Here is a 24,172-nt window from a genome sequence, read left to right on the forward strand (position 1 = left end):
GTCCAGTGCGCAAGCGACCCTGCAATTGATCTGGCTGCGCAGCGACCTGCGCCTGCATGACAACACGGCTCTGAGCACCGCCGCCAATCGTGGCCCGAGCGTCGTGGTGTATCTGTTGAGCCCCGAGCAATGGCTGGCCCATGACGATGCCCCCTGCAAAGTGGATTTCTGGCTGCGCAACCTGCGCGAACTGAGCCAGGCGTTGAGCGCGCTGAATATCCCGCTGCTGATCCGCAGCGCCCCTGATTGGGACGATGTACCCCGAGTGCTGGCACAGCTGTGCAGCGAACTGAACGTCGAAGCGGTTCATGCCAACGAAGAGTACGGCGTTCACGAAACCCGCCGGGATGCCGCCGTTCGCCTGGCCCTCGACACCCAAGGCATCACCCTGCATCGCTATCTGGATCAGTTGCTGTTCCAACCTGGCAGCGTCCTGACCAAGACCGGTGGCTACTTCCAGGTCTTCAGCCAGTTCCGTAAAGTCTGCTACGCCCGCCTGCACGGCGCTCTGCCACGATTGGTGACGGCACCCGGGATGCAAGCGCCGACGGGTATCGACTGCGACCCGGTCCCCGAGCAAGTGCAAGGCTTCAAGCCCTCGAGCGAGCAGCTTCGCGCACTCTGGCCGGCCGGTGAGGATGAGGCGCAGCGACGCCTGGAGCACTTCACCGATGCCCAGATCAACTACTACAAGGACGAACGCGACTTACCGGCCAAACCCGGTACCAGTCAGCTTTCAGCCTATTTGGCAGCCGGGGTGATTTCGCCTCGCCAGTGCCTGCATGCGGCGTTGCAAGCCAATCAGGGCGAGTTCGAAAGCGGCAGCGTCGGCGCTGTTACCTGGATCAACGAACTGCTGTGGCGCGAGTTCTACAAACACATTCTGGTCGGCTACCCCCGTGTTTCCCGGCACCGCGCCTTTCGCCCGGAAACCGAAGCCCTGGCCTGGCGGGATGCGCCCGACGAACTGGCCGCCTGGAAGGAGGCGCGCACCGGCCTGCCGATCATCGACGCCGCCATGCGCCAGTTGCTGGAAACCGGCTGGATGCACAACCGCCTGCGGATGGTGGTGGCCATGTTCCTGACCAAGAACCTGTTGATCGATTGGCGCGAAGGCGAGCGGTTTTTCATGCGTCACCTGATCGACGGTGACCTGGCGGCCAATAACGGCGGCTGGCAATGGAGTTCGTCCACCGGGACCGACTCTGCGCCCTACTTCCGGATTTTCAATCCGATCAGTCAGTCGGAGAAATTCGACACCGAAGGCCTGTTCATCAAGCACTGGCTGCCGGAACTGGCGGGGCTGAACAAAAAAGATATCCACAACCCGGCCGCGATGGGCGGGTTGTTTGGCGTGGCGGATTATCCGCTGCCGATCGTCAACCTCGGCCAATCGCGCGAACGCGCACTGGCGGCCTTCAAACGTCTGCCCGCGCGTCTTGAAGTGAACAGCTCATAGGGATGACGGATGGCGGCACCTTGCCTAGAGTTTCCCCAGACAAACGATCCAGGATGACGGTTTGAACAGGAGCACAGGATGATTCGGATACCCACACGACGTTATTGGTTAACCGATGCCAGCAATGGCCTGGGTGCCGCCCTGGCCGAGCATCTGCTCAAATCCGGTGCGCACCTGGCGTTGAGCGCTCGCGCCGTGGCTCCCCTCAAAGCCTTCGCCCGCCGCTACCCTGGGCAAGTATTGGTAGCGCCTGGCGACCTGACCAACAGCCAGACCGTGCGCGAGATCGGTGAGCAGATCCAGCAGGACTGGGGCGCGCTGGACACCGTCATCCTCAATGCCGGGACCTGCACGTACGTCGACGCCGCGCAGTTGGACACCAACCTGATCGAACACCTGGTGCGCTGCAACCTGCTTGCCAGCAACTATTGCATCGACGTTGCCTTGCCGCTGCTGCGCACGGGCATCGCGCCGTACCTGGTGGGCATAACCAGTTCTGCGACTTACCTGTCACTGCCGCGAAGCGAAGCCCAGGGAACGTCGAAAGCCGGCCTGCGTCACCTGTTCGAATCGCAGCGCATCACGCTGGCCGAGGACGGCATCGAAGTCACCGTGGTCACCCCAGATTTTATCGCCAGCCCCCTTGGCGGACACGATGTCTTGCCACTGCCGTTGAGCTGGACCGCCGACAAGGCTGCCCGCTACATCATCGACAACCTCAAGTTGCGCCCGCTGGAACTGCCCCTGCCGGCGCTGTCCATGACCGCGCTGTGGCCGCTGTCGAAACGCCCCGGTGAAGGCCAACTGGCGATTGGCAAACCCATGGCCTGGAGCGCGCCGCCGATCAAGGACCTACCGTAACCCCCCACGGACGGTCCCGCCTGGGTGCCCGACAAGCGAGCGTCCGTCAGAGCTTTCACACAGGCGCAGCGCACTGCCTTACACTGGCGCCCATGAATACCATCCCCCTCACCGAAATCGTCGAGCCGGCGGTCACTTGCTCGACGTGCGCGGCCTGTTGCTGCCAGCTCGAAGTGATGCTGATCACCGACACCGGCGTGCCCGAGCGCTTTATCGATACCGACGACTGGGGTGGGGAAGTCATGCTGCGCCTGGACGACGGCTGGTGCGCAGCGCTGGATCGGGACACGATGATGTGCACCATCTACGAAAAACGCCCGCTGATATGCCGGGAGTTCGAAATGGGCGCGCCGGAATGCATCGAGGAACGCCAGGGGATAACTACCGCCTACAGGTGATGGCGTTCCTTCGCCAGCAAGGTCCTATAGGGCCATGGTGTAGTGCAAGGCGTAACTTTCGACGCCGTCGTTGGGACTGCTGATCCCGGCGTTGGAGTAATGGGTGGCGCGGATCCCCACCTCATGTCCACCGGCAAAACGCAAGCCGGCGCCAAAGCGGTCTTCGAACTGGAAGGCCGAGCCGAGCTTGTTGTTCTCCACTTCCGTATGGGCAAAAACAGCCACCCCGATGCCGAATTCAAGATAGGGCCTGACCGATTCCCCGGCGAACTCATACACCAGCACTGGCGAGAACGACAGGCTGTGGTTGCTTGCCGTCTCGTCACCATCCCAGAAGGTGTATGCCCCGTCCCAGTAGCCGGTCAGACGCCCCACTTCGCTCTGCCACCAACTCTTGTCCCATTCAGACTGCAGCCCCAGGCGATACGTCATGGTCGAGTCACTGGTTTGCCCGATTGCAAACTCGATACCCGCCGCTTGTGCGCTGTAGCCATGCCCCAACAATACGGCCGCAAGCGCAGCCAGACAGAACACTCGCTTCATAGGAAACATCCTTTTTATGCGAACGATTGTTTTAGGTTTTTTTTGCTCAACAGTCGCTGTAATAGAATCTCGCCCCCAAGCAGAAGTTCAGCTGAATTTCAGCGTGTCTACTGGTTGAAGCTTTGCACAACGCCACCGTTATGCCAGAGCAGCGGCAGGATATTTCTCAGGTGCTCGGGACTGGCGCTGGTCCAGAATTGCGCGGGTTGGGCAGGACCGTCCGCCAGCAGTTCACGCTCAGCGAGCAAGCGCTGGGTTTGCCGGGCAACGGCAGCGCCGGTGTCGATCAGACTGATGTCGGCGGGGAGCATTTGCGCGAGGATTGGCTTGAGGAAGGGGTAATGGGTGCAGCCGAGGATAATCGTGTCGCAGCCCTCGTCCAGCAGGGGCTGCAGGTAGCTGCCCAGCAACTGGCGCAACGCCGGGCTCTGCAAGTCACCGGCTTCGATCAACTCCACCAGGCCCGGACACGGCTGGGTGACTACCCGTACATCGGTGGCGAAGCGGTCGAGCAAGGCGGCGAACTTGGCACTCTGCAAGGTTCCGGTGGTGGCCAGCACGCCGACTACCCCGCTGCGGGTCGCCGCCGCTGCCGGCTTGACCGCTGGCTCCATGCCGACAATGGGCCACGACGGGTAGTCGCGACGCAAATCCGCCACGCCGGCCACGGTTGCCGTGTTGCACGCCACGACCATGGCCTTGGCGCCTTGGGCCTGGAGAAAGTCGGCCATCACTGCGCAGCGTTGGCGGATGAACGCCGGGGACTTCTCGCCGTAGGGAATGTTGCCGCAATCGGCCACGTACAGCAGCGACTCATTGGGCAGCAGCCGGTGAATCTCCGCCAGCACCGACAGCCCGCCAACGCCGGAATCGAACACGCCGATAGGCGCCTCACGCATGTTTGGCACCACAGACGCTGCAGCTCGGATCACGCTTGACCCGCAGCTCACGGAACCGCGTGCCGAGGGCATCGATCAACAACAAGCGGCCCACCAGCGGCTCACCAAAGCCCACCAGCAGTTTCAACGCTTCCAGGGCTTGCAGGCTGCCGACCAGGCCCACCAGCGGGCCGACCACGCCGGCTTCGCTGCAGGTCAGTTCGGCCTCGCTGCCGTGCCCATACAGGCAGTGGTAACAGGGGCTTTCGCCGCGACGCGGGTCGAACACCGACAACTGACCTTCCAGACGAATTGCCGCGCCGCTGACCAAGGGCTTGCCCGCCGCCACGCAGGCCGCATTCACGGCTTCGCGCGTGGCAAAGTTGTCAGAACAATCGAGCACCAGGTCGACCGCCGCTACTGCCGCCGCCAACGAGTCGGCGTCCAGCGCGGTGCGATGGGCAACCAGTTGGATCTCGGGGTTGATCGCGCTCAAGCGACGGAGCGCCGAATCAACCTTGCTCATGCCGACGCTGTCGGTGTCGTGGATGATCTGGCGCTGCAGGTTGGTCAGGTCGACTGTGTCGAAATCCGCCAGGTGCAATTCACCCACGCCCGCAGCCGCCAGATACAGCGCCACCGGTGCACCCAAGCCACCAAGGCCGATGATCAACGCGCGGCTTTGCTTGAGTCGCAACTGGCCGTCGATGTCGACGTGCTGCAACAGAATCTGCCGGCTATAGCGCAACAGCTCTTGATCATTCAGCACGGCAGGCGCCCCAGGCTGATCCGTTGGTGACCACCGAGGTCCACGCGGCTGTGAACCTCTACGAAATCCTGGGCCAGCAGCAAATCACGCACGGCGGCCGCCTGATCGTAACCATGTTCGAGCATCAACCAGCCACCGGCTTCGAGGTGTTGCGGCGCCTGGGCGATAATCACCCGCAAATCATCCAGGCCATCGGTCCCGGCCACCAGCGCGCTGGCCGGTTCGAAGCGCACGTCACCGGCAATCAGGTGCGGGTCGGCAGCAGCAATGTACGGCGGGTTACTGATGATCAGGCTGTAGCGATGGTCCTTGAGGGCATCGAACCAGTGACTGCTGAGCACTGTGACGTTATGCAAATGCAGGCGCTGGCGATTGCGCTCGGCCAGGGCCACGGCCTCCAGCACGCGGTCCACCGCCGTCACCTGCCAGGCCGGACGCTCGCTGGCCAGCGCCAGGGCGATCGCCCCGCTGCCGGTACCCAGGTCGAGCACCTTGGCCGGTGTCGCCGGCAACAGTTCAAGAGCGGTTTCCACCAGTAGCTCGGTGTCCGGACGAGGGATCAGCGTGTGCGGTGCGACCTCCAGGTCCAGCTTCCAGAAGCCCTGTTGCCCGAGGATATAAGCCACCGGCTCACCGCCGCGACGACGCTGCAGGTAGTCGGCAAAGGTCAGCGCGGCATCACTGGGCACGATGCGCTCGGGCCAGGTGTGCAGGAAGCTGCGGGATTTGCCCAAGGCAGCGGCCAGCAGCAGTTCGGCATCCAGGCGCGCGGTAGGCGAGTCAGGCAGGTCGGCTGCGCGCAACAAACTGGCAATGATGGTCATTTATTCACCTATCGCCGCCAGTTGGTCCGCCTGGTACTCGGCCAGCAGTGGCTCGATCACGGCATCAACGCCACCGGCGAGGATTTCATCGAGGGAGTACAGGGTCAGGTTGACCCGGTGGTCGGTGACCCGCCCCTGGGCGAAGTTGTAGGTGCGGATCCGCTCGGAGCGATCACCCGACCCCACCAGCAGTTTGCGCTCGCTGGCGATGGCATTGGCCGCCGCGCTGGTCTGCTGGTCGTTCAACTTGGCCGACAACCAGGACATCGCCCGCGCCCGGTTCTTGTGCTGCGAACGCTCTTCCTGGCATTCGACCACGATGCCGGATGGCAAGTGGGTGATACGAATCGCCGAGTCGGTCTTGTTCACGTGCTGACCGCCCGCACCAGAGGAGCGGTAGGTGTCGACCCGCAAATCCGCCGGGTTGATCTCGATCGCTTCCTGCTCGTCCGGCTCCGGCAACACCGCCACGGTGCAAGCCGAGGTGTGGATCCGGCCCTGGGATTCGGTGGCCGGGACCCGTTGCACGCGATGCACACCGGATTCGAACTTCAGCTTGCCATAGACATTGTCGCCTTCGACCCGGGCGATGACTTCTTTATAGCCACCGTGCTCACCGATGTTCTCCGACAGGATCTCGACCCGCCAGCCACGCCGTTCGGCATAACGCGAATACATGCGGAACAGGTCGCCGGAAAAAATCGCCGCCTCGTCGCCACCGGTGCCGGCACGAATCTCGAGGAACACGTTGCGCCCGTCATTCGGGTCCTTGGGCAGCAGCATGCGTTGCAGGCTGGCTTCCAGTTCGAGCAGTTGCTCCTTGGCTTCGCGGACTTCTTCCACGGCCATTTCGCGCATGTCCGGGTCGCTGTCCTTGAGCAGGGCCTGGGCCCCTTCGAGGTCGCCCTGAACCTTGAGCAACTGTTTATAGGTGGCGACAATCGGCTCGACTTCCGCGTATTCCTTGGAATAGGTGCGGAACTTGTTCTGATCGGAAATGACTTCGCCATCGCCAAGCAAGGCGGTCAGTTCCTCGAAACGGTCCTGGAGGATGTCCAGCTTATTGAGCAGTGACGCTTTCATTGCGGTTTTTTATCCGAAGAGCTATCCGACGCGCCCTCACCGAGGGCAAAGAGTTCCTGGGCCATGGCCAGCGCATCGAGGCGGCCTTCGGCAGTCAGCTTTTTCAACTGCACGCTGGGCGCGTGCAGCAGTTTGTTGGTCAGGCCACGAGCCAGTTGCACCAGCACGTCCTCGGCGCTGCTGCCATTGGCGAGCAGGCGCTGGGCCTTTTGCAATTCTTCATCACGCAGGCGTTCGCTCTGTTGACGATAGGCCTTGAGCACATCGACCGCAGCCAGTTCGCGCAGGCGCACCATGAAGTCGTCGGCGCCGATTGCCACCATCTCTTCCGCTGCCTGGGCTGCACCCTGGCGACTCTTGAGGTTTTCGGCGACCACTTCGTGCAGATCGTCGACGCTGTACAGGTAGACGTCGTCCAACTCACCCACTTCCGGCTCGATATCTCGCGGTACGGCAATATCGACCATGAATATCGGCTTGTGCTTGCGCAGTTTCAAGGCGCTTTCCACGGCGCCCTTGCCCAGGATCGGCAATTGGCTGGCGGTGGAGCTGATCACGATATCGCTGCGCACCAGTTCCGCCGGGATGTCCGAGAGCAACACCGCGTGGGCGCCGAACTGTTCAGCCAACAGGCTCGCGCGCTCCAGGGTTCGGTTGGCGACCACGATGCGCTTGACCCCCAGTTCGTGCAAATGGCGGGCGACCAGGGTGATGGTCTCGCCGGCGCCGATCAGCAACGCCTGGCTGCGTTGCAGATCACTGAAAATCTGTTTGGCCAGGCTGACGGCGGCAAACGCCACCGACACCGGGTTCTCGCCGATGGCCGTGTCGGTGCGCACCTGCTTGGCGGCATTGAACGTCGCCTGGAACAACCGCCCGAGCAATGGGCCGATGGTGCCGGCCTCACGCGCCACGGCGTAGGCCGATTTCATCTGGCCGAGGATCTGCGGCTCACCCAAGACCAGCGAGTCGAGCCCGGAGGCGACCCGCATCATGTGACGAACTGCCGCATCATCTTCGTGCACATAAGCACTCGCGCGCAGCTCTTCGAGGCTCAAATGGTGATAATCGGCCAGCCAACGCAGCACGGTATCGGCACTCAGTTGATCCTGTTCTATATAGAGTTCGCTGCGATTGCAGGTGGAGAGGATCGCAGCTTCGCGGCTGTCGGTGAGTCGGCAGAGCTGCTGCAAGGCCTCAACCAGCTGCTCCGGAGTAAAGGCCACGCGCTCGCGGACGTCTACGGAAGCAGTCTTGTGGTTAATACCGAGTGCAAGGAAGGCCATTCAAGATCGCTGATGATGTCGAGAAGCCGACAATTGTCCTACTTCGCCAGACCGAGAACAACCACCGTTAACTATTGTCCTACTACCTTGTGCCTTTATAGGTGCATGTAGGAGCGAGGTTGCTCGCGAAAAACTCAAGGCATCGCGCTATTTCAGGGTGCCCGCGTCAGCGTTGACAACCATCGCGAGCAAGCCGCAAGCGGGCGCCCGCTCCTACATAAAGAGATAAAGAGCGCCCCGGTTATGTTTGGCCGAAGGCTTGTGTCATGATGATCCGACCGCAGGTTAGTCGTCCTCTTCCTATATGAATAGATCTTCCGCGTTGCTCCTCGCTTTTGTCTTCCTCAGCGGCTGCCAGGCCTTGGCGCCCGTTTCGACGGACGGTACGCCGCCGGTCGCAGGCAGCACAGCAGCCCCTGAAAAGCCCAAGGTTTACAGCTCCTTCAGCGAGGAGACGATCTTCAGCCTGCTGAGTGCCGAACTGGCTGGCCAGCGCAATCGTTACGACATTGCCCTGGACAACTACGTGACCCAGGCCATCAACACCCAGGACCCGGGCATTTCCGAGCGGGCATTTCGCATTGCCGAATACCTGGGAGCTGACCAGGCGGCACTCGATAGCGCACTGATCTGGGCCAGAAATGCCCCGGAGGACCTCGAGGCACAACGCGCCGCCGCCATCCAGCTGGCGCGCAGCGGCCGTTATGACGACTCCATGGTCTACATGGAGAAAGTCCTGCAGGGCAAGGGTGATACCCATTTCGACTTTCTCGCCCTGTCGGCCGCCGACACCGACCAGGACACCCGCGACGGCCTGATGAACAGTTTCGACCGTTTATTGCAGCGCCACCCGAACAACGGCCAACTGATTTTCGGCAAAGCCCTGCTGCTGCAACAGAATGGCGACTCCCAGGGGGCACTGAGCCTGCTGGAGAAAAACCCGCCGGAAGCTGGCGAAGTGGCGCCGATCCTGCTGCGTGCGCGCTTGCTGCAGAGCCTCAACCGGGGCGATGAAGCACTGCCGCTGATGGAAAAAAGCATCCGCCAGTACCCGGACGACAAGCGCCTGCGCCTGACCTATGCCCGCCTGCTGGTGGAACAGGACCGCATGGATGACGCCAAGACCGAGTTTTCCAGCCTGGTCCAGCAGTACCCGGATGACGATGAGCTGCGCTACTCCCTAGCCCTGGTATGCCTGGAAGCCAAGGCCTGGGACGAGGCCAAGGGTTACCTGGAAGACCTGATTGCCCGGGACAGCCACGTCGACTCCGCGCACCTGAACCTGGGGCGCATTGCCGAAGAGCGCGGCGACCCCCAAGGTGCCTTGATCGAGTATGCCCAGGTCACGCCAGGCAGCGAGTACCTGCCAGCCCAATTGCGCCAGGCCGACATCCTCATGGAAAACGGCCGTAGCGTCGAAGCCCAGAGCCGCCTGGCCAAGGAACGTGACGAGCAGCCGGACTACGCGATCCAGCTGTACCTGATCGAAGTCGAGACCCTGGCTGCAAACAAGCACGAAGACCGCGCCTGGAGCGTGCTCGATAAAGCCTTGAAGCAGTACCCGGACGATCTCAACCTGCTCTACACCCGCGCCATGCAGGCGGAAAAACGCAACGACCTGGCGCAGATGGAGCGTGACCTGCGGCAAATCATCAAGCGCGACCCGGATAACGCCATGGCATTGAACGCCCTGGGTTATACCCTGTCGGACCGTACGACCCGCTACGCTGAAGCCAAGACGTTGATCGAACAGGCGCACCAGTTGAGCCCGGAAGATCCCGCCGTCCTCGACAGCCTCGGCTGGGTCAATTTCCGCCTGGGCAACCTCGACGAAGCCGAGCGGTATCTGCGCCAGGCCCTGGAGCGTTTTCCCGACCAGGAAGTCGCCGCGCATCTGGGTGAAGTCCTGTGGGCCAAGGGCAAACAGCGAGAAGCCAAACAAATCTGGGCCAAATTCCTCAAGGAACAGCCTGACAGCCCTATCCTGCGCAGCACCATCAAGCGCCTGACCGGATCCGAGACTCTTTAAAATCATGTTTTTGCGCCACATCATCGTTTTCAGCTTCATCGCCCTGCTCGCCGGCTGCGCCGGTTTCGGCGCCCGTGAATCGGTCGAGGGCCACGGCGATCCCGCGTCATGGCGCGAGCACAAACTGCAATTGACGGCCCTCGATGGCTGGCAGATCGACGGCAAGATCGGCATTCGCGCCCCGAAAGACTCAGGCAGCGGCACCCTGTTCTGGCTGCAGCGCCAGGACTACTACGACATTCGCCTGTCCGGCCCGCTGGGTCGTGGGGCCGCACGCCTGACCGGCCGCCCCGGCGACGTCAGCCTGGAAGTGGCCAACCAAGGCCGCTACAGCGCCGCGAGCCCGGAAACCCTGCTCGAAGAACAGATGGGCTGGAAACTGCCGGTCTCCAACCTGGCCTGGTGGGTTCGCGGACTGCCGGCACCGAGCAGCAAGAGCCGCCTGACCCTGGATGCCGACAGTCGCCTGGCCAGTCTTGAGCAGGACGGCTGGCAGGTGCAATACAGTGCCTATACCCAGCAAAACGGCTACTGGCTGCCCGAGCGCATCAAGCTGCACGGCACCAACCTTGATGTCACGCTGGTGATCAAGGCCTGGCAACCGCGCAAATTGGGGCAATGACATGCCGGCCACTCGCCTGACATTACCTTCGCCAGCAAAACTCAACTTGATGCTGCACATTCTTGGGCGCCGCGAAGACGGCTACCACGAACTGCAGACGCTGTTTCAGTTTCTCGACTACGGCGATGAAATCACCTTTGCCGTACGCGAAGACGGCATCATCCAGTTGCACACCGAGTTCGAAGGCGTGCCCCACGACAGCAACCTGATCGTCAAGGCCGCGAAAAAACTCCAAGAGCAATCCGGATCGGCACTGGGCATTGATATCTGGATCGACAAAGTCCTGCCCATGGGCGGCGGAATCGGTGGCGGCAGTTCAAATGCGGCCACCACCCTGCTGGGTCTCAACCACCTCTGGCAGCTGGGCTGGGATGAAGATCGCCTGGCCGCGCTCGGCCTGACACTGGGCGCGGACGTTCCGGTTTTTGTGCGCGGACATGCAGCGTTTGCCGAGGGTGTGGGGGAGAAACTGACCCCCGTAGAACCCGAAGAACCCTGGTATCTCGTACTGGTACCGCAAGTATCTGTAAGTACAGCAGAAATTTTTTCCGATCCGTTGTTGACACGTAACTCGTCTGCCATTAAAGTGCGCCCCGTTCCCAAGGGAAACAGTCGAAATGACTGCTTACCGGTGGTAGCAAGGCGTTATCCAGAGGTACGTAACGCTTTGAATTTGTTAGGTAAATTTACCGAAGCAAAACTCACCGGAACTGGAAGTTGTGTGTTTGGGGGCTTCCCAAGCAAAGCTGAAGCTGATAAAGTCTCGGCCCTTCTTACAGAGACCCTTACAGGGTTTGTAGCAAAGGGAAGCAACATTTCGATGTTGCATCGCAAGCTGCAAAGTCTGCTCTAAAGGAATCGATTACTGGGTAATCGTTGCAACAGATACAGGGGCGTCGCCAAGCGGTAAGGCAGCAGGTTTTGATCCTGCCATGCGTTGGTTCGAATCCAGCCGCCCCTGCCATTTTCCTATACTCATCCAGGTTACCCTCAGCCTTCAGGTACTGCGCGTGTCCAAGATGATGGTCTTTACGGGGAACGCCAACCCCGATCTGGCTCGACGTGTCGTACGTCAGCTGCATATCCCTCTCGGTGACATCTCTGTCGGTAAATTCTCCGACGGCGAAATTACAGCCGAGATCAATGAAAATGTCCGCGGTAAAGACGTCTTCATTATTCAGCCGACTTGCGCTCCGACCAACGATAATCTGATGGAACTGGTAGTGATGGCCGACGCCTTCCGCCGCTCCTCAGCCACTCGAATCACTGCGGTGATCCCCTACTTTGGTTATGCCCGTCAGGATCGCCGTCCGCGTTCCGCACGTGTAGCTATCAGCGCGAAAGTTGTTGCTGACATGCTTACCGTAGTCGGCATCGATCGTGTTCTCACGGTTGATTTGCATGCTGACCAGATCCAGGGCTTCTTCGATATTCCGGTAGATAACATCTACGGCTCCCCTGTATTGGTGGATGACATCGAAGACCAACGCTTCGAAAACCTGATGATCGTGTCCCCGGACATTGGCGGCGTCGTGCGTGCACGTGCCGTTGCCAAATCCCTGGGCGTGGATCTCGGGATTATCGACAAGCGCCGTGAGAAAGCTAATCACTCTGAAGTGATGCATATCATCGGTGATGTCGAAGGGCGTACCTGCATCCTGGTTGACGACATGGTCGATACCGCCGGCACCCTGTGCCACGCGGCTAAAGCCTTGAAAGAGCATGGCGCTGCCAAAGTCTTTGCCTACTGCACACACCCTGTGCTGTCGGGTCGGGCTATCGAGAACATTGAAAATTCCGTGCTGGACGAGCTGGTGGTGACCAACACCATCCCGCTGTCCGCTGCAGCACAAGCCTGTGCACGTATCCGTCAACTGGATATCGCACCGGTTGTTGCCGAAGCGGTTCGCCGCATCAGCAATGAAGAATCGATCAGCGCGATGTTCCGTTAAGGGCCCTGCCCTTCGGACTTCTCGATGACGAAAAGCGCCCCGCCCCGGCATACCTGTCGGGGCGGGGCTTTTTTGCCCATATCGCCTTTAGCGCTGGTCGCAAACGCTGGGGCGAATGTGGTTATTTTGGAGATACAACATGAACGATTTTACTCTGAATGCTGAAGCGCGTTCCGACCTGGGGAAAGGTGCGAGCCGCCGCCTGCGTCGTCTCGCAAGCCTGGTTCCAGCTGTAGTTTACGGTGGCGAAAAAGCCCCTGAATCCATCAGCATGCTGGCCAAAGAAGTTGCCAAACTGCTCGAAAACGAAGCGGCCTACAGCCACATCATCGAGCTGAACGTTGGCGGCACCAAGCAAAACGTAATCATCAAAGCTCTGCAACGTCACCCGGCCAAAGGCCACGTGATGCACGCTGACTTCGTACGCGTTGTTGCTGGTCAGAAACTGACCGCTATCGTTCCTGTGCACTTCATCAACGAAGCTGCTCCAGTGAAGAAAGGCGGCGAGATCTCGCACGTTGTTGCAGAAATCGAAGTTTCCTGCCTGCCAAAAGACCTGCCTGAATTCATCGAAGTTGACCTGGCTAACGCCGAAGTCGGCTCGATCATTCACCTGTCCGACATCAGCGCTCCTAAAGGCGTTGAATTTGTTGCTCTGGCTCACGGTAACGACCTGGCTGTTGCCAACGTTCACGCTCCACGTGTTGCTCCAGAAGCTGCAGAAGGCGCTGCAGAGTAATTTACTCTGTACGCCGGAGTGACCGAGTAACATCGCGGGCTGGAACGTAGCGAGAAAGCGGGCGGAACGCGGAGTTTACATCATGGTAAATGAGCACTTTTCGTCCACTTTCGCCGCACATCTCCATGGCTGCGATGTTACTAACCACTCCAAGGAAGGGCCCCTGACGTGACTGCCATAAAACTGATCGTTGGCCTGGGAAATCCAGGCGCCGAATACGAACAGACCCGGCATAACGCAGGGGCCCTTTTTGTTGAGCGCATCGCGCACGCGCAAGGGGTCAACCTTGTCGCCGATCGCAAATATTTCGGCCTGACCGGGCGCTACTCGCACCAGGGTCAGGATGTTCGCCTGCTGATTCCCACCACGTACATGAACCGCAGCGGCCAGGCCGTAGCGGCCCTTGCAGGTTTCTTCCGCATCAAGCCTGAAGAAATTCTCGTGGCGCATGACGAACTCGACCTGCCTCCCGGCGTTGCCAAGCTCAAGCAAGGCGGCGGCCATGGCGGTCACAACGGGTTGCGCGACATCATCGCGCAACTGGGCAATCAGAATACGTTCTACCGCCTGCGGCTTGGCATTGGCCACCCGGGCGTCGCCAGTATGGTTTCAAATTTCGTCCTGGGTCGTGCGCCACGCGCCGAACAGGAAAAACTCGATGCCAGCATCGACTTTGCCCTCGGCGTGCTGCCGGATATCCTCGCCGGAGAATGGAACCGCGCGATGAAAAACCTGCACAGCCAGAAGGCCTGACTTTTACCCGAGGGGAAACACCATGGGATTCAATTGCGGCATCGTCGGCCTGCCTAACGTCGGCAAGTCCACCCTGTTCAACGCCCTGACCAAGTCCGGTATCGCGGCCGAGAACTTCCCCTTCTGCACCATCGAGCCGAACAGCGGTATCGTGCCGATGCCGGATCCACGCCTGGACGCCCTGGCGGCCATCGTCAATCCAAAGCGCATCCTGCCGACCACCATGGAATTCGTCGACATCGCTGGCCTGGTAGCCGGCGCTTCGAAAGGTGAAGGCCTGGGCAACAAGTTCCTGGCCAACATCCGCGAAACCGATGCTATCGCCCACGTGGTCCGCTGCTTTGAAGACGACAACGTGATTCACGTCTCCAACAGCGTCGACCCGAAACGCGACATCGAGATCATCGACCTGGAACTGATCTTCGCCGACCTCGACAGCTGCGAGAAGCAACTGCAGAAAGTCGCGCGCAACGCCAAGGGTGGTGACAAGGACGCCGTGGTCCAGAAGGGTCTGCTGGAGCAACTGATCGCCCACTTCACCGAAGGCAAACCGGCGCGCAGCCTGATGAAGAACATGAGCACCGATGAAAAAGCGGTGATCAAGGGCTTCCACCTGCTGACCACCAAGCCGGTGATGTACATCGCCAACGTCGCCGAAGACGGCTTCGAGAACAACCCGCTGCTCGACGTGGTGATGGCCATCGCCGAAGAAGAAGGCGCCATCGTTGTCCCGGTGTGCAACAAGATCGAAGCGGAAATCGCCGAGCTCGATGACGGCGAAGAGAAAGACATGTTCCTCGAGGCCCTCGGCCTGGAAGAGCCTGGCCTGAACCGTGTGATCCGTGCCGGCTACGAAATGCTGCACCTGCAGACTTACTTCACCGCCGGTGTCGAAGAAGTCCGCGCCTGGACCGTACGCGTCGGCGCCACCGCCCCGCAAGCTGCTGGCGTGATCCACACCGACTTCGAAAAAGGCTTCATCCGCGCCGAAGTCATCGCCTACAACGACTTCATCCAGTACAAGGGTGAAGCCGGTGCCAAGGAAGCCGGTAAATGGCGCCTGGAAGGCAAGGACTACATCGTCAAAGACGGCGACGTGATGCACTTCCGCTTCAACGTGTAAGCCACACGCCAAAGCAAAAAGCCGCGTTTGATACGCGGCTTTTTTGTGCCTGTTTTTTTGCCACACCACACTCCCCTATGGGAGCGAATCGGACGGCGCAGTGAACCAGGCCTGCCGCGTCACCGTTGGCGACCATCGCGAGTCAAGCTCGCTCCCACAGGGATTCGGAGTGCTCGCAGGTCCCGCATGCAGCCACAAACCTGTGTAGGAGCGAGCTTGCTCGCGATGGTGGCGGATCAGGCACCATCGATGCTGAATGTTCAGCCTCCGTGGCGCCCACAGGAATATTTTTCGGCTCAGGCCTTTTTGGTGCGCGGCAGGAAGATCGCCAACACCCCGAGCAGCGGCAGGAACGAGCACAGGTAATACACGTACTCGATGCCGTGGATGTCCGCCAGGTAGCCCAGCAGCGCCGCACCAATCCCGCCAAAACCGAACATCAGGCCGAAGAACACCCCGGCGATCATTCCGACATTGCCCGGCACCAATTCCTGCGCATAGACCACGATGGCGGAGAAGGCCGAGGCCAGGATGAAGCCGATCACCACGCTGAGGACGCTGGTCCAGAACAGGTCGACATGGGGCAGCAGCAAGGTGAACGGCGCCACACCCAGGATCGAGAACCAGATCACCGCCTTACGGCCGATCTTGTCGCCGATCGGCCCACCGAAAAAGGTCCCCGCCGCCACCGCGCCGAGAAACAGGAACAGGTGCAACTGCGAGCTGGCCACCGACAGGTCGAACTTCTCGATCAGGTAGAAGGTGAAGTAGCTGGTCAGGCTGGACATGTAGAAGTACTTGGAGAACACCAGCAGGCCAAGCACCACCAGCGCACTGAGTACCCTGCCCTTCGACAGCCCGTGGGTCGCCGCCTGGCCTTGCTTGAGCTTGAACAGGCTCAAGTGGTTGGCGTACCAGCGGCTGATGCGGTACAGCACCAGCAGGGCGAACACGGCGAACAGACCGAACCAGGCCACATTGCCCTGGCCGAACGGAATGATAATTGCAGCGGCCAGCAAGGGGCCGAATGCCGAGCCGGCGTTACCGCCCACCTGGAAGGTCGACTGCGCCAGGCCAAAGCGTCCACCAGAGGCCAGCCGTGCCACTCGCGAGGCTTCCGGGTGAAAGGTCGAGGAGCCGATACCGATCAACCCCGCCGCCAGCAGGATCAAGGGGAAGCTGCCGACCTGGGACATCATCAGGATGCCGATCAGGGTGCAGATCATGCCCAGCGGCAGCAGATAAGGCTTGGGGTGACGGTCAGTGTAGTAGCCGACCCAGGGCTGGAGCAGCGAGGCAGTGAGCTGGAAGGTCAAGGTGATCAGGCCGACTTGAGTGAACGTCAGCCCGTAGTTCTCCTTGAGCATCGGATAGATCGACGGCAGCACCGCCTGGATCAGGTCGTTGATCAAATGCGCCAGCGCCACCGCGCCGATGATGCGCATGACCAAGGGACTACTTTGCGCCGCCGGGGCGGCCACTTGAGGATTACTGGTTGCCATGAAAGTTTCCAAACAGCAGATGGGTGCGCAAGTGCAGGTGCGCCAATGTGCCATTTTTCAGTGCGGCAACGCCATCCCCTTAGCCTGCTAACGACTTGAAACAATCCACCTATGGGATGATTTGCCCGGGAGCGAAGCAGAAAAACCGGGGTTTTTCCGCGGCCGGAGGATAAGCGGTTGAAAGCGTAGAGAAATATTTTAGATTTATGCTTGACACATCGTCGTTCCAAGCCAATAATGCGCGCCACTTGGCTACATAGCTCAGTTGGTTAGAGCATAGCATTCATAATGCTGGGGTCCGGGGTTCAAGTCCCTGTGTAGCCACCAAGTACTAAAAACGGCTTACCGCAAGGTAGGCCGTTTTTTTATGCCTGGAGAAAAGTGCCACCCCGCCGACATCCGCCCCGACGTTGCAGCTGGCGTCTGCCGCCGATACAGTCGCCCACTCTATTTCCCCACGGACGGAGTGCCCTCGTGTTCCCAGCCTTCCCTACACGCCGCTTGCGCCTTGGCGCCCTGTCGCTGCTCGCCACCGCACTGACTCTCGCCGCCTGTAGCGCGCCACCCGCCTCGACCACCGTAAGCACCCTGCCCGCAGCGCCGGAAATGGCCTCGGGCTTTCGCACCGACCTGAGCACCCAATACGCCAGCAAACACATGGCGGCAGCGGCCAACCCACTCGCCGCTGCCGCCGGGCGGGAGATGCTGCGCCAGGGGGGCTCGGCCATCGACGCCGCTATCGCCATGCAGGCAGTGTTGACCCTGGTAGAACCCCAGTCCTCGGGGATTGGCGGCGGCGCCATGATCGTGCTGTGGGACGGCAAGGCCGTGCGCACCTACGATGGCCGTGAAACCGCACCGGCGGGTGCCAACGAACGCTTGTTCCTGCAGGCTGATGGCAAGCCCATGCCGTTCCCGCAGGCGCAGATCGGTGGGCGTTCCGTCGGCACGCCGGGGGTCTTGCGTGCACTGGAGATGGCGCATCGCGAACACGGGCGCCTGCCATGGGCCAGGCTGTTCGAGCCGGCCATCGAGCTGGCGCAAAAGGGCTTTGCGATCTCGCCACGCTTGCACACGATGATTGCCTCCGATCCGTTCTTGCCGCGCTCCCCCGACATGGCCGGGTATTTCCTCAACCGCGATGGCAGCCCGAAAGCCGTCGGTACCCTGCTGCAAAACCCGGCCCTGGCCAAGGTCCTCGAGCGCATTGCCAAGGAAGGTCCGGACGCCCTGTATCAGGGGTCGATTGCCGAGGAAATCGTGGCCAAGGTCCAGGGCCACGCCAACCCCGGCAGCCTGTCGCTCAACGACCTCAAGGGCTACCGGGCCAAGGAGCGCGCCGCGCTGTGCAGCGACTACAAGCGCTGGCAGGTCTGCGGCATGCCGCCGCCCTCCTCAGGCGGGATCGCCGTGGCGCAGATCCTCGGCACCTTGCAGGCCCTGGAAGGCCGCGACAGGCGTTTTGCCCTGGCGCCCCTCAGACCGATCAAGAACGAGCGGCCGGCCGGCCTTGAACCCGCTCCTGAGGCCGTGCACCTGATTGCCGAAGCTGAACGCCTGGCCTACGCCGACCGCGCCCTGTACATCGCCGACTCGGACTTCGTGCCGGTGCCGCTGGCCGGCCTCCTCTCCCCTGCTTATCTCGACAGCCGCGCCGCCTTGATCGGTGAGCGCAGCATGGGCACCGCCAAGCCGGGCACACCGGCAGGCATCCAGGTGGCGTATGCGGCGGATCGTTCGCCGCTGCGCATCTCGACGTCCCAGGTGGTGGCGGTCGATGACTTGGGTGGGGCGGTGTCGATGACCACCACCGTGGAAGCTGCCTTCGGCTCGCACCTGATGGTGCAGGGCTTCATGCTCAACAACCAGATGACCGACTTCTCGTTCATCGCCGAAGAACACGGCCAGCCAGTGGCCAACCGGGTCGAGCCGGGCAAACGCCCGCGTTCATCCATGGCGCCGACGTTGGTCTTCGACCGCCAGAGCGGCGAACTGCTGGCCACCGTGGGTTCGCCCGGCGGCTCGCAAATCATCGAATACGTCGCCAAGTCAGTGATCGGCATGCTCGACTGGCAACTCGACCCGCAAGCCGCCATCAGCCTGCCCAACTTCGGCAGCCGCAACGGCCCCACCGAACTGGAACGCGGCCAGTTCAGCCCGGCGCTGATCCAGGCGCTCAAGGACAAGGGGCATACGGTAAACGAGATCGACATGACCAGCGGCACCCAGGCCATCATTCGCGTCCGCGACGCGCAGGGCAAGGCTGCCTGGGCCGGTGGCGCCGATCCACGGCGTGAAGGTGCAGCGCTAGGGGATTGATCGGAAAACGGGACACAAACTGCCCTTCGCGGCAGTGGCGAGCGCGCTTGCTCGCCACTGCCCGCCGTCTACGCCGCTATACGCAAATGCACCAAGGCCAGCCGGCGGCCCTCGGGGTCCTGGCGTTCTTCAATGGCAAACGGGGTAAACCCCAGTTTGGGGTAGAGCAACAACCCGGCCACGTTAGTGTTGAAACACGACAGCGTCACCTCCCGGGCCTGGTGCCGGGTGCGGGCAGTCGTGATCATCTGTTCGATCAATTGCGCACCGATTCCCTTGCCCCGCACCTCAGGGTCGACGATCACGTTGCCGATAGTGCAGGTGCCCGCCGTTGCCCATTGATAGAAATTGGCAAAACCGACCACCACACCGTCCAGCTCGATCACTGTGGAGTCCGAACGTTTGTCGATCGAACCCTGTAATTGTTGGTCGGTCAGCGGCCAGGTCGCGGCCGGGAAAAAGAAAAACTGTTCTTCCTGATTGCGCGCAAAACCACGGATTCGCGGAATATCCTGGGCTTCTACCGCTCTGAAAGTGATGGTCATGGGTGGGGTCTCCTTGTCCCTTTTTTCAACGATTGGCAACCAGATGGGCGCCAAACAATAGGTAGCAACTACCGGCAAAACGATCCAGCCACTGCCGCGAGCGGCCGTAAGCCTGGGCAACTCTTCGGCTGGCAAACAACAGCGCCACGCTGCAGTACCAACTGAAGGACAACGTAGCCATGGTCAGCACTGCCAGCGCCAGCAGCATTGGCGGTGGCGAAGCCGGCATCGAGGTGGCGAATATCGTGGCGACGAACAGCGCGGACTTGGGGTTGGTCATGTTACCCAGGAAACCCAGGCGATAGGCGCTGAACAAACTGCGCTGCGCCTGCCCCAGGCCCTCACTGGCGCCCAGCTCCAGCGCTGGCTTGCGCTTGAACTGTTTGAGCCCCAGATAGATCAGGTAGGCCCCTCCGGCAATCTTGAACGCCAGGTACAAGGTCGGGGCCGCCGTGAACAGCGATTTGATTCCCAGACCACCGGCCAGGCCCCACAACACCGTACCCGTCGCGACTCCCATGGCGGCCACGACGCCATGGCGGCGCGAACAACTGGCGGCCAGTTGCGCCGTGGTGAAAAAATTCGGCCCCGGGGTAATCACCGCCACGGTCCAGAGCAACGCCAGCGATAACAGGGGCGCGACGTAGGTCAGGGGTTGGACATCCATTTGTCAGTCACCTGTGTGATTGCTGGAATAGGGTTTTTACTCGACCTTGAGCCCATCAGGCAACCGGTTATCCGGCTGACAGCCCACCCGCACCTGGGATACCGTGGGAACCAGTGCCAACCCCATGAATGATGACTGCCCATGAGCAAGCCAAGACTCCTCACCGACTGGTTCCATCGCGCCCCCCAAAGTGCTGGGCTGGAGCGAATCGAGGCGTATTTTTCGGGGCACGGCTATGACCTTCACCGGCACGACACCTACGCCATCGGCCATACCCTGGCCGGGGTCCAGAGTTTTCAGTATCGCGGCGGTTGGCGCCACAGCCTGCCCGGCAGCACCATGGTGCTGCACCCGGACGAAGCACACGATGGCGAGGCCGGTACCGAAGAAGGCTTCAAGTACCGGATGCTCTACGTCGAGCCGGCGCTGATCCAGCAGATGCTCGGTGGTCAGCCACTGCCATTCATCAAGACGGGGATCAGCAATGATCCACGCCTGTTCGCCGCCACCGGAGCGCTGCTGCAAAGCCTCGATCGCCCGCTCGACGCGCTGGAGCAGCAGGATGCCCTGTTTGACCTGGCCCAGGCCCTGCACGTCGTGTCCGGCACCCCCGCGCGGCGTCAGCGCTTCGATTATGTGGCGGCGGAGCGCGCACGCGAGTTCATGCACAGTGCTCTCGATCAGCCGGTGACCCTCGACCAACTGGCCGAGCACAGCGGGCGCGACCGCTGGAGCCTGTCACGGGACTTTCGCTTGTTGTTCGGCACCAGCCCCTACCGCTATCTGACCATGCGCCGCCTGGACCTGGTGCGCGCGCTGCTGATGCAGGGCGAGTCGCTGAGCAACGCCGCGCTGATCGCCGGCTTCAGCGATCAAAGCCACATGACTCGGCAATTCGGCAAGGCCTATGGCCTGTCACCCGCGCGCTGGATGAACATGCACCGCGCCTGAGCGCCGCACAATCGTGCAAGAGTCTGCTGCAGGTCCCGGCTACCCTGGGTTCGCCATCAACCTCCAGGAGCCGTGCCATGCCGTCCCATCAAAGCCTCAACCTCGCCAGCAAACTGCAACAGATCACCGAGCACTGGTCGCCACGGGTGATTGCCGAAATGAACGACTACCAGTTCAAAGTGGTGAAACTGCTGGGGGACTTCATCTGGCATGATCACCAGGACACCGACGAAACCTTCATCGTCCTCGACGGCCAGTTGCGCATCGACTTTCGCGATGGCCAGGTACTGGTGCGCAAAGGCGAAATGTACGTGGTGCCCAAGGGCGTCGAGCACAAGCCCTATGCCGAGCAGGAAGTCAGCCTGATGCTGATCGAACCCCGCGGCGTACTCAATACTGGCGAGGCCGGTGGTTCGCGCACGGCGCAAAATGATCAGTGGATCTGAAGCACGACGCGGCTAAACGCTGAATAAGGAGATTCAATGCACGCCTTTCCCATCCTCGACACCCCGCGCTTGCACCTGCGTGAGATCCAGATGGACGACGCGCCGCAATTACTGGCGATTCATGGCGACGCACAGGCCATGAAGTGGTTCGGGATCGACCCCCTGACCGAGCTGGCCCAGGCCGAGGAACTGGTCGAGACCTTTGCGGCTTGGCGCACCCACGCCAACCCCGGTACCCGTTGGGGCCTGCAGCTCAAGGGCGAGGACCGGCTGATCGGCAATTGTGGCCTGTTCAAATGGAATCGTGGTTGGCAGAGCTGCTCCCTGGGCTTCGCCCTGCTGCCCTCGGCCTGGGGCAACGGACTGATGGGCGAAGCACTGGAGGCGGTGCTGGCCTGGGGCTTCACACACATGCAACTGAACCGTGTGGAGGCCCTGGTCCATCCACGCAACCAGGCCTGCCTGAGCCTGCTCGAACGCCAGGGATTCAGCCAGGAAGGACGGTTGCGCGAGGCCGGATTCTGGTCCGGCAGGCACTGCGATTTACTGATGCTGTCACGCTTGCGCAGCGATCGCTGCAGCCCTCAAGTGGCGAGCTGATTGGCGAACTGCCCGACTGCGCTGACCACTTTCTGCGCACCGTCCTGGATCTCGACAATCACCGTGCCCGCCTCCGCCGCCAGCGCCAAGCCTTGCTCAGCCTGGAGTTTGCCGTCGGTCATCAGCACCACCGCATCGCGCACCATGTCCTGGTTCTGACGCACCACCCCGACGATTTCGTCGGTGGCTTTACTGGTACGCGAAGCCAACTGCCGGACTTCGTCCGCGACCACGGCAAACCCACGGCCCTGCTCGCCAGCGCGGGCGGCTTCAATGGCCGCGTTAAGCGCCAGCAGGTTGGTCTGCTCGGCAATGCCGCTGATGGTCTTGACGATGCTGCCGATCACCAGTGACTGCTCGTTGAGTGCCTCGATACCTTCTCCGGCCTGCTGCATGTGACGGGCCAGCTCACGCATCACATCGACCGCCTGGGTCACCACCGCCGTGCCGCGTTGTGCGCTGCTGTCGGTCTGCAACGAGGTGGTATAAGCGATGTTCGCCGCCTCGGCGACCGCCTGTTCCTGCTTGACCTGGTCGGTGATGACGGTGGCAAATTTCACCACTTTGTACAGCTTTTCGTTGGCATCGCGCACTGGGTTGTAGGACGCTTCCAGCCAGACCGTCCGCCCGTGACCATCGACCCGCTTGAAGCGGTCGGCGACGAATTCACCGGCATTCAAGCGCCGCCAGAACTCCTGGTAGCCAGCACTCTGGTACTCCTGCGGTTCACAAAACAGGCGATGGTGCTGGCCCTTGATTTGCGCCAGGGTGTAGCCCATGCCGCTGAGGAATCGCTCGTTGGCCATCAGTACATGGCCGCCCAGGTCGAACTCGATCACCGCGGTGGAACGCAGCAGTGCGCCGATCAGGTTCTCGTGCTCACGGGAGGCTTCGATGGTGCGGGTCAGGTCGCTGGCATAGATCGATACGTGCCTGACTCGCCCATCCGGGCCACGCACCGGCTGGGAGATCGAGCGCAACCACGCCTCTTCACCGCTGCCGCGCAGCAAACGCAGGGCACCGGCGAAGTGCTCGCCACGGGTCAAGGCATGGCGAAAGCGTTGGTGAAATTCGTCGCTCTTGACGTGCGGCGGAACTATATCGTCGATCGGCCGGCCAATCAGTTCGTTGCCCTTGTAGCCCATTTGCTCGGCGAAATTGTGGTTGATCGCTTGCACTCGACCCTCCGGGTCCAGAGTGAGCACCAGCATCTCGCTGTCCAGGCTTTCCTTCACTTGTTGAAGGCTGGAGAGTTCCTCGCGCAGAGCCGACAGCTCCTGCTTCAAGCGTTTGTTGAACATGGGGGACACCAAAGGGCCGAGTTGAGTGCATCGTTGTGCCTAGCCATCGGCTTTGCGCGGATTTTCTGAAGAGCCAGGCCGGCTTGTCCGACAAAAATACTCGGCGATTGCCCCTCGCCCCTCGCCCCTGGTTGGCGGCCCTATGTTGGCATTGGTATCTATACAACTGTGGTGCGACCAGGATGTTGGATTCGACCGAGTACATATCCATTTTTGCGGTAATGGCCTCCTATGGTTCCGCCTGACGGCGGCTCACTTTTGAAAGCCCAAAAGTAAGCAAAAGGCTCTTGCCCCACCACTTGGCACCTCGCTTGGGCTCGGTGTTCCCTCACTCCGGCTTGAAACCGTGGGCCGCCGCCACGCGCCATCCATGGCGCGGGGCGGCTAACCCGGCGTCCTGCCGGGTTACCCACGGATTCAAGCCTGCGTTCGGCCAGCGTGGTTAACGGGGCGCCCAGGATCAAAAGCCAAAGCAAAAGCCAGAGCCAGAGCCAGAGCCAGAGCCAGAGCCAGAGCCAGAGC

Annotated in this window: 24 protein-coding genes and 2 tRNA genes; 16 read left to right on the forward strand and 10 right to left on the reverse strand. The window is 61.3% G+C overall.

The genetic code is table 11. From position 1 onward, the window contains the following. The first annotated feature begins 19 nt into the window (after positions 1-19). The 3 genes from phrB to QMK50_RS09565 all read left to right on the forward strand — a co-directional run bounded on the left by phrB (position 20) and on the right by QMK50_RS09565 (position 2,718). On the forward strand, positions 20-1,459 hold the full coding sequence (gene phrB / locus QMK50_RS09555; RefSeq protein WP_320334509.1) for a deoxyribodipyrimidine photo-lyase: 1,440 nt from the start codon (positions 20-22) through the stop codon (positions 1,457-1,459). A 78-nt stretch (positions 1,460-1,537) separates the two neighbouring features. Next, the gene (locus QMK50_RS09560; protein WP_320333008.1) at positions 1,538-2,320 is read left to right on the forward strand and encodes an SDR family NAD(P)-dependent oxidoreductase; all 783 of its coding nucleotides are present in this window, start codon (positions 1,538-1,540) and stop codon (positions 2,318-2,320) included. A 92-nt stretch (positions 2,321-2,412) separates the two neighbouring features. Next, complete coding sequence (locus QMK50_RS09565; RefSeq protein ID WP_095169000.1) at positions 2,413-2,718, forward strand: YkgJ family cysteine cluster protein; 306 nt, start codon at positions 2,413-2,415, stop codon at positions 2,716-2,718. 24 nt (positions 2,719-2,742) lie between these two features. Here the strand turns inward: QMK50_RS09565 and QMK50_RS09570 are convergent, their stop codons facing one another. The 6 genes from QMK50_RS09570 to hemA all read right to left on the reverse strand — a co-directional run bounded on the left by QMK50_RS09570 (position 2,743) and on the right by hemA (position 8,101). After that, a complete protein-coding gene (locus tag QMK50_RS09570; RefSeq protein ID WP_320333009.1) occupies positions 2,743-3,261 on the reverse strand; it encodes an acyloxyacyl hydrolase in 519 nt (172 codons plus the stop codon). 107 nt (positions 3,262-3,368) lie between these two features. After that, entirely contained in the window at positions 3,369-4,160 is a 792-nt protein-coding gene (murI, locus tag QMK50_RS09575; RefSeq protein WP_095169002.1) for a glutamate racemase, read from the reverse strand. Continuing rightward, positions 4,153-4,908 carry a molybdopterin-synthase adenylyltransferase MoeB gene (locus QMK50_RS09580; RefSeq protein ID WP_320333010.1) on the reverse strand — a complete coding sequence of 252 codons (756 nt, stop codon included), beginning with the start codon at positions 4,906-4,908 and terminating at the stop codon, positions 4,153-4,155. The genes murI and QMK50_RS09580 overlap by 8 nt, the downstream gene beginning before the upstream one ends. Next, positions 4,902-5,732 carry a peptide chain release factor N(5)-glutamine methyltransferase gene (prmC, locus tag QMK50_RS09585; RefSeq protein ID WP_320333011.1) on the reverse strand — a complete coding sequence of 277 codons (831 nt, stop codon included), beginning with the start codon at positions 5,730-5,732 and terminating at the stop codon, positions 4,902-4,904. The genes QMK50_RS09580 and prmC overlap by 7 nt, the downstream gene beginning before the upstream one ends. Beyond that, positions 5,733-6,815: a peptide chain release factor 1 gene (gene prfA / locus QMK50_RS09590; protein ID WP_095169005.1), complete on the reverse strand. Its 1,083-nt coding sequence runs from the start codon at positions 6,813-6,815 to the stop codon at positions 5,733-5,735. After that, positions 6,812-8,101, reverse strand: coding sequence for a glutamyl-tRNA reductase (gene hemA, locus QMK50_RS09595; protein ID WP_095169006.1), 1,290 nt, complete (start codon positions 8,099-8,101; stop codon positions 6,812-6,814). The genes prfA and hemA overlap by 4 nt, the downstream gene beginning before the upstream one ends. A gap of 304 nt (positions 8,102-8,405) precedes the next feature. Between hemA and QMK50_RS09600 the strand changes: the two genes are divergently transcribed. From QMK50_RS09600 to ychF, 8 genes are all read left to right on the forward strand, one after another. Beyond that, a complete protein-coding gene (locus QMK50_RS09600; protein ID WP_095169007.1) occupies positions 8,406-10,130 on the forward strand; it encodes a tetratricopeptide repeat protein in 1,725 nt (574 codons plus the stop codon). A gap of 4 nt (positions 10,131-10,134) precedes the next feature. Then, positions 10,135-10,752, forward strand: coding sequence for a lipoprotein insertase outer membrane protein LolB (gene lolB, locus QMK50_RS09605; protein WP_095169008.1), 618 nt, complete (start codon positions 10,135-10,137; stop codon positions 10,750-10,752). 1 nt (position 10,753) lies between these two features. Continuing rightward, a complete protein-coding gene (gene ispE / locus QMK50_RS09610; RefSeq protein WP_320333012.1) occupies positions 10,754-11,605 on the forward strand; it encodes a 4-(cytidine 5'-diphospho)-2-C-methyl-D-erythritol kinase in 852 nt (283 codons plus the stop codon). A gap of 36 nt (positions 11,606-11,641) precedes the next feature. Further along, positions 11,642-11,716 (forward strand) — tRNA-Gln (locus QMK50_RS09615). A 46-nt stretch (positions 11,717-11,762) separates the two neighbouring features. Then, entirely contained in the window at positions 11,763-12,704 is a 942-nt protein-coding gene (locus QMK50_RS09620; protein ID WP_003171603.1) for a ribose-phosphate pyrophosphokinase, read from the forward strand. 139 nt (positions 12,705-12,843) lie between these two features. Next, positions 12,844-13,443 (forward strand): 50S ribosomal protein L25/general stress protein Ctc, encoded by a 600-nt coding sequence (locus tag QMK50_RS09625; protein WP_095169010.1) that lies wholly within the window; start codon positions 12,844-12,846, stop codon positions 13,441-13,443. 168 nt (positions 13,444-13,611) lie between these two features. Then, entirely contained in the window at positions 13,612-14,196 is a 585-nt protein-coding gene (pth, locus tag QMK50_RS09630; protein ID WP_095169011.1) for an aminoacyl-tRNA hydrolase, read from the forward strand. 22 nt (positions 14,197-14,218) lie between these two features. After that, the gene (gene ychF / locus QMK50_RS09635; protein ID WP_320333013.1) at positions 14,219-15,319 is read left to right on the forward strand and encodes a redox-regulated ATPase YchF; all 1,101 of its coding nucleotides are present in this window, start codon (positions 14,219-14,221) and stop codon (positions 15,317-15,319) included. Between the two features lie 296 nt (positions 15,320-15,615). Here ychF and QMK50_RS09640 read toward each other — a convergent pair whose 3' ends face one another. Beyond that, positions 15,616-16,821, reverse strand: a complete 1,206-nt coding sequence (locus QMK50_RS09640; protein WP_095169016.1) for an MFS transporter — start codon at positions 16,819-16,821, stop codon at positions 15,616-15,618. Positions 16,822-17,071: 250 nt separating this feature from the next. Here QMK50_RS09640 and QMK50_RS09645 point away from each other — a divergent pair. Together QMK50_RS09645 and ggt are read left to right on the forward strand one after the other, a co-directional pair. Continuing rightward, positions 17,072-17,148, forward strand: a tRNA-Met gene (locus QMK50_RS09645). Between the two features lie 147 nt (positions 17,149-17,295). After that, positions 17,296-19,140, forward strand: a complete 1,845-nt coding sequence (gene ggt / locus QMK50_RS09650) for a gamma-glutamyltransferase (protein ID WP_320333014.1) — start codon at positions 17,296-17,298, stop codon at positions 19,138-19,140. A 68-nt stretch (positions 19,141-19,208) separates the two neighbouring features. Here ggt and QMK50_RS09655 read toward each other — a convergent pair whose 3' ends face one another. Next, complete coding sequence (locus QMK50_RS09655) at positions 19,209-19,685, reverse strand: GNAT family N-acetyltransferase (RefSeq protein WP_320333015.1); 477 nt, start codon at positions 19,683-19,685, stop codon at positions 19,209-19,211. A 25-nt stretch (positions 19,686-19,710) separates the two neighbouring features. After that, positions 19,711-20,352, reverse strand: coding sequence for a LysE family translocator (locus QMK50_RS09660; protein WP_159997963.1), 642 nt, complete (start codon positions 20,350-20,352; stop codon positions 19,711-19,713). Between the two features lie 141 nt (positions 20,353-20,493). Here QMK50_RS09660 and QMK50_RS09665 point away from each other — a divergent pair, with 141 nt between their 5' ends. The 3 genes from QMK50_RS09665 (at position 20,494) to QMK50_RS09675 (ending at position 22,349) form a co-directional block, all read left to right on the forward strand. Beyond that, on the forward strand, positions 20,494-21,303 hold the full coding sequence (locus QMK50_RS09665) for an AraC family transcriptional regulator (protein WP_320333016.1): 810 nt from the start codon (positions 20,494-20,496) through the stop codon (positions 21,301-21,303). Positions 21,304-21,380: 77 nt separating this feature from the next. Next, positions 21,381-21,749 (forward strand): cupin domain-containing protein, encoded by a 369-nt coding sequence (locus QMK50_RS09670; RefSeq protein WP_095169021.1) that lies wholly within the window; start codon positions 21,381-21,383, stop codon positions 21,747-21,749. Between the two features lie 36 nt (positions 21,750-21,785). Continuing rightward, positions 21,786-22,349, forward strand: a complete 564-nt coding sequence (locus tag QMK50_RS09675) for a GNAT family N-acetyltransferase (protein ID WP_159997967.1) — start codon at positions 21,786-21,788, stop codon at positions 22,347-22,349. Here QMK50_RS09675 and QMK50_RS09680 read toward each other — a convergent pair. Further along, positions 22,334-23,650, reverse strand: coding sequence for a PAS domain-containing methyl-accepting chemotaxis protein (locus tag QMK50_RS09680; protein WP_320333017.1), 1,317 nt, complete (start codon positions 23,648-23,650; stop codon positions 22,334-22,336). The genes QMK50_RS09675 and QMK50_RS09680 overlap by 16 nt on opposite strands. Positions 23,651-24,172 lie beyond the last annotated feature (522 nt).

Source organism: Pseudomonas sp. P5_152 (genome assembly GCF_033989915.1).
Taxonomy (GTDB): Bacteria; Pseudomonadota; Gammaproteobacteria; order Pseudomonadales; family Pseudomonadaceae; genus Aquipseudomonas.

What these genes read in the sequence shown, in the direction of transcription:
- lolB (WP_095169008.1), top strand. Translation starts at nt 10,135, where the DNA reads ATGTTTTTGCGCCACATCATCGTTTTCAGCTTCATCGCCCTGCTCGCC.
- QMK50_RS09660 (WP_159997963.1), bottom strand. Translation starts at nt 20,352, where the DNA reads ATGGATGTCCAACCCCTGACCTACGTCGCGCCCCTGTTATCGCTGGCG.
- QMK50_RS09665 (WP_320333016.1), top strand. Translation starts at nt 20,494, where the DNA reads ATGAGCAAGCCAAGACTCCTCACCGACTGGTTCCATCGCGCCCCCCAA.
- prfA (WP_095169005.1), bottom strand. Translation starts at nt 6,815, where the DNA reads ATGAAAGCGTCACTGCTCAATAAGCTGGACATCCTCCAGGACCGTTTC.
- QMK50_RS09625 (WP_095169010.1), top strand. Translation starts at nt 12,844, where the DNA reads ATGAACGATTTTACTCTGAATGCTGAAGCGCGTTCCGACCTGGGGAAA.
- hemA (WP_095169006.1), bottom strand. Translation starts at nt 8,101, where the DNA reads ATGGCCTTCCTTGCACTCGGTATTAACCACAAGACTGCTTCCGTAGAC.
- QMK50_RS09640 (WP_095169016.1), bottom strand. Translation starts at nt 16,821, where the DNA reads ATGGCAACCAGTAATCCTCAAGTGGCCGCCCCGGCGGCGCAAAGTAGT.
- QMK50_RS09560 (WP_320333008.1), top strand. Translation starts at nt 1,538, where the DNA reads ATGATTCGGATACCCACACGACGTTATTGGTTAACCGATGCCAGCAAT.
- QMK50_RS09570 (WP_320333009.1), bottom strand. Translation starts at nt 3,261, where the DNA reads ATGAAGCGAGTGTTCTGTCTGGCTGCGCTTGCGGCCGTATTGTTGGGG.
- murI (WP_095169002.1), bottom strand. Translation starts at nt 4,160, where the DNA reads ATGCGTGAGGCGCCTATCGGCGTGTTCGATTCCGGCGTTGGCGGGCTG.
- ispE (WP_320333012.1), top strand. Translation starts at nt 10,754, where the DNA reads ATGCCGGCCACTCGCCTGACATTACCTTCGCCAGCAAAACTCAACTTG.
- ychF (WP_320333013.1), top strand. Translation starts at nt 14,219, where the DNA reads ATGGGATTCAATTGCGGCATCGTCGGCCTGCCTAACGTCGGCAAGTCC.
- QMK50_RS09565 (WP_095169000.1), top strand. Translation starts at nt 2,413, where the DNA reads ATGAATACCATCCCCCTCACCGAAATCGTCGAGCCGGCGGTCACTTGC.
- QMK50_RS09670 (WP_095169021.1), top strand. Translation starts at nt 21,381, where the DNA reads ATGCCGTCCCATCAAAGCCTCAACCTCGCCAGCAAACTGCAACAGATC.
- QMK50_RS09680 (WP_320333017.1), bottom strand. Translation starts at nt 23,650, where the DNA reads ATGTTCAACAAACGCTTGAAGCAGGAGCTGTCGGCTCTGCGCGAGGAA.
- QMK50_RS09655 (WP_320333015.1), bottom strand. Translation starts at nt 19,685, where the DNA reads ATGACCATCACTTTCAGAGCGGTAGAAGCCCAGGATATTCCGCGAATC.
- prmC (WP_320333011.1), bottom strand. Translation starts at nt 5,732, where the DNA reads ATGACCATCATTGCCAGTTTGTTGCGCGCAGCCGACCTGCCTGACTCG.
- QMK50_RS09600 (WP_095169007.1), top strand. Translation starts at nt 8,406, where the DNA reads ATGAATAGATCTTCCGCGTTGCTCCTCGCTTTTGTCTTCCTCAGCGGC.
- QMK50_RS09675 (WP_159997967.1), top strand. Translation starts at nt 21,786, where the DNA reads ATGCACGCCTTTCCCATCCTCGACACCCCGCGCTTGCACCTGCGTGAG.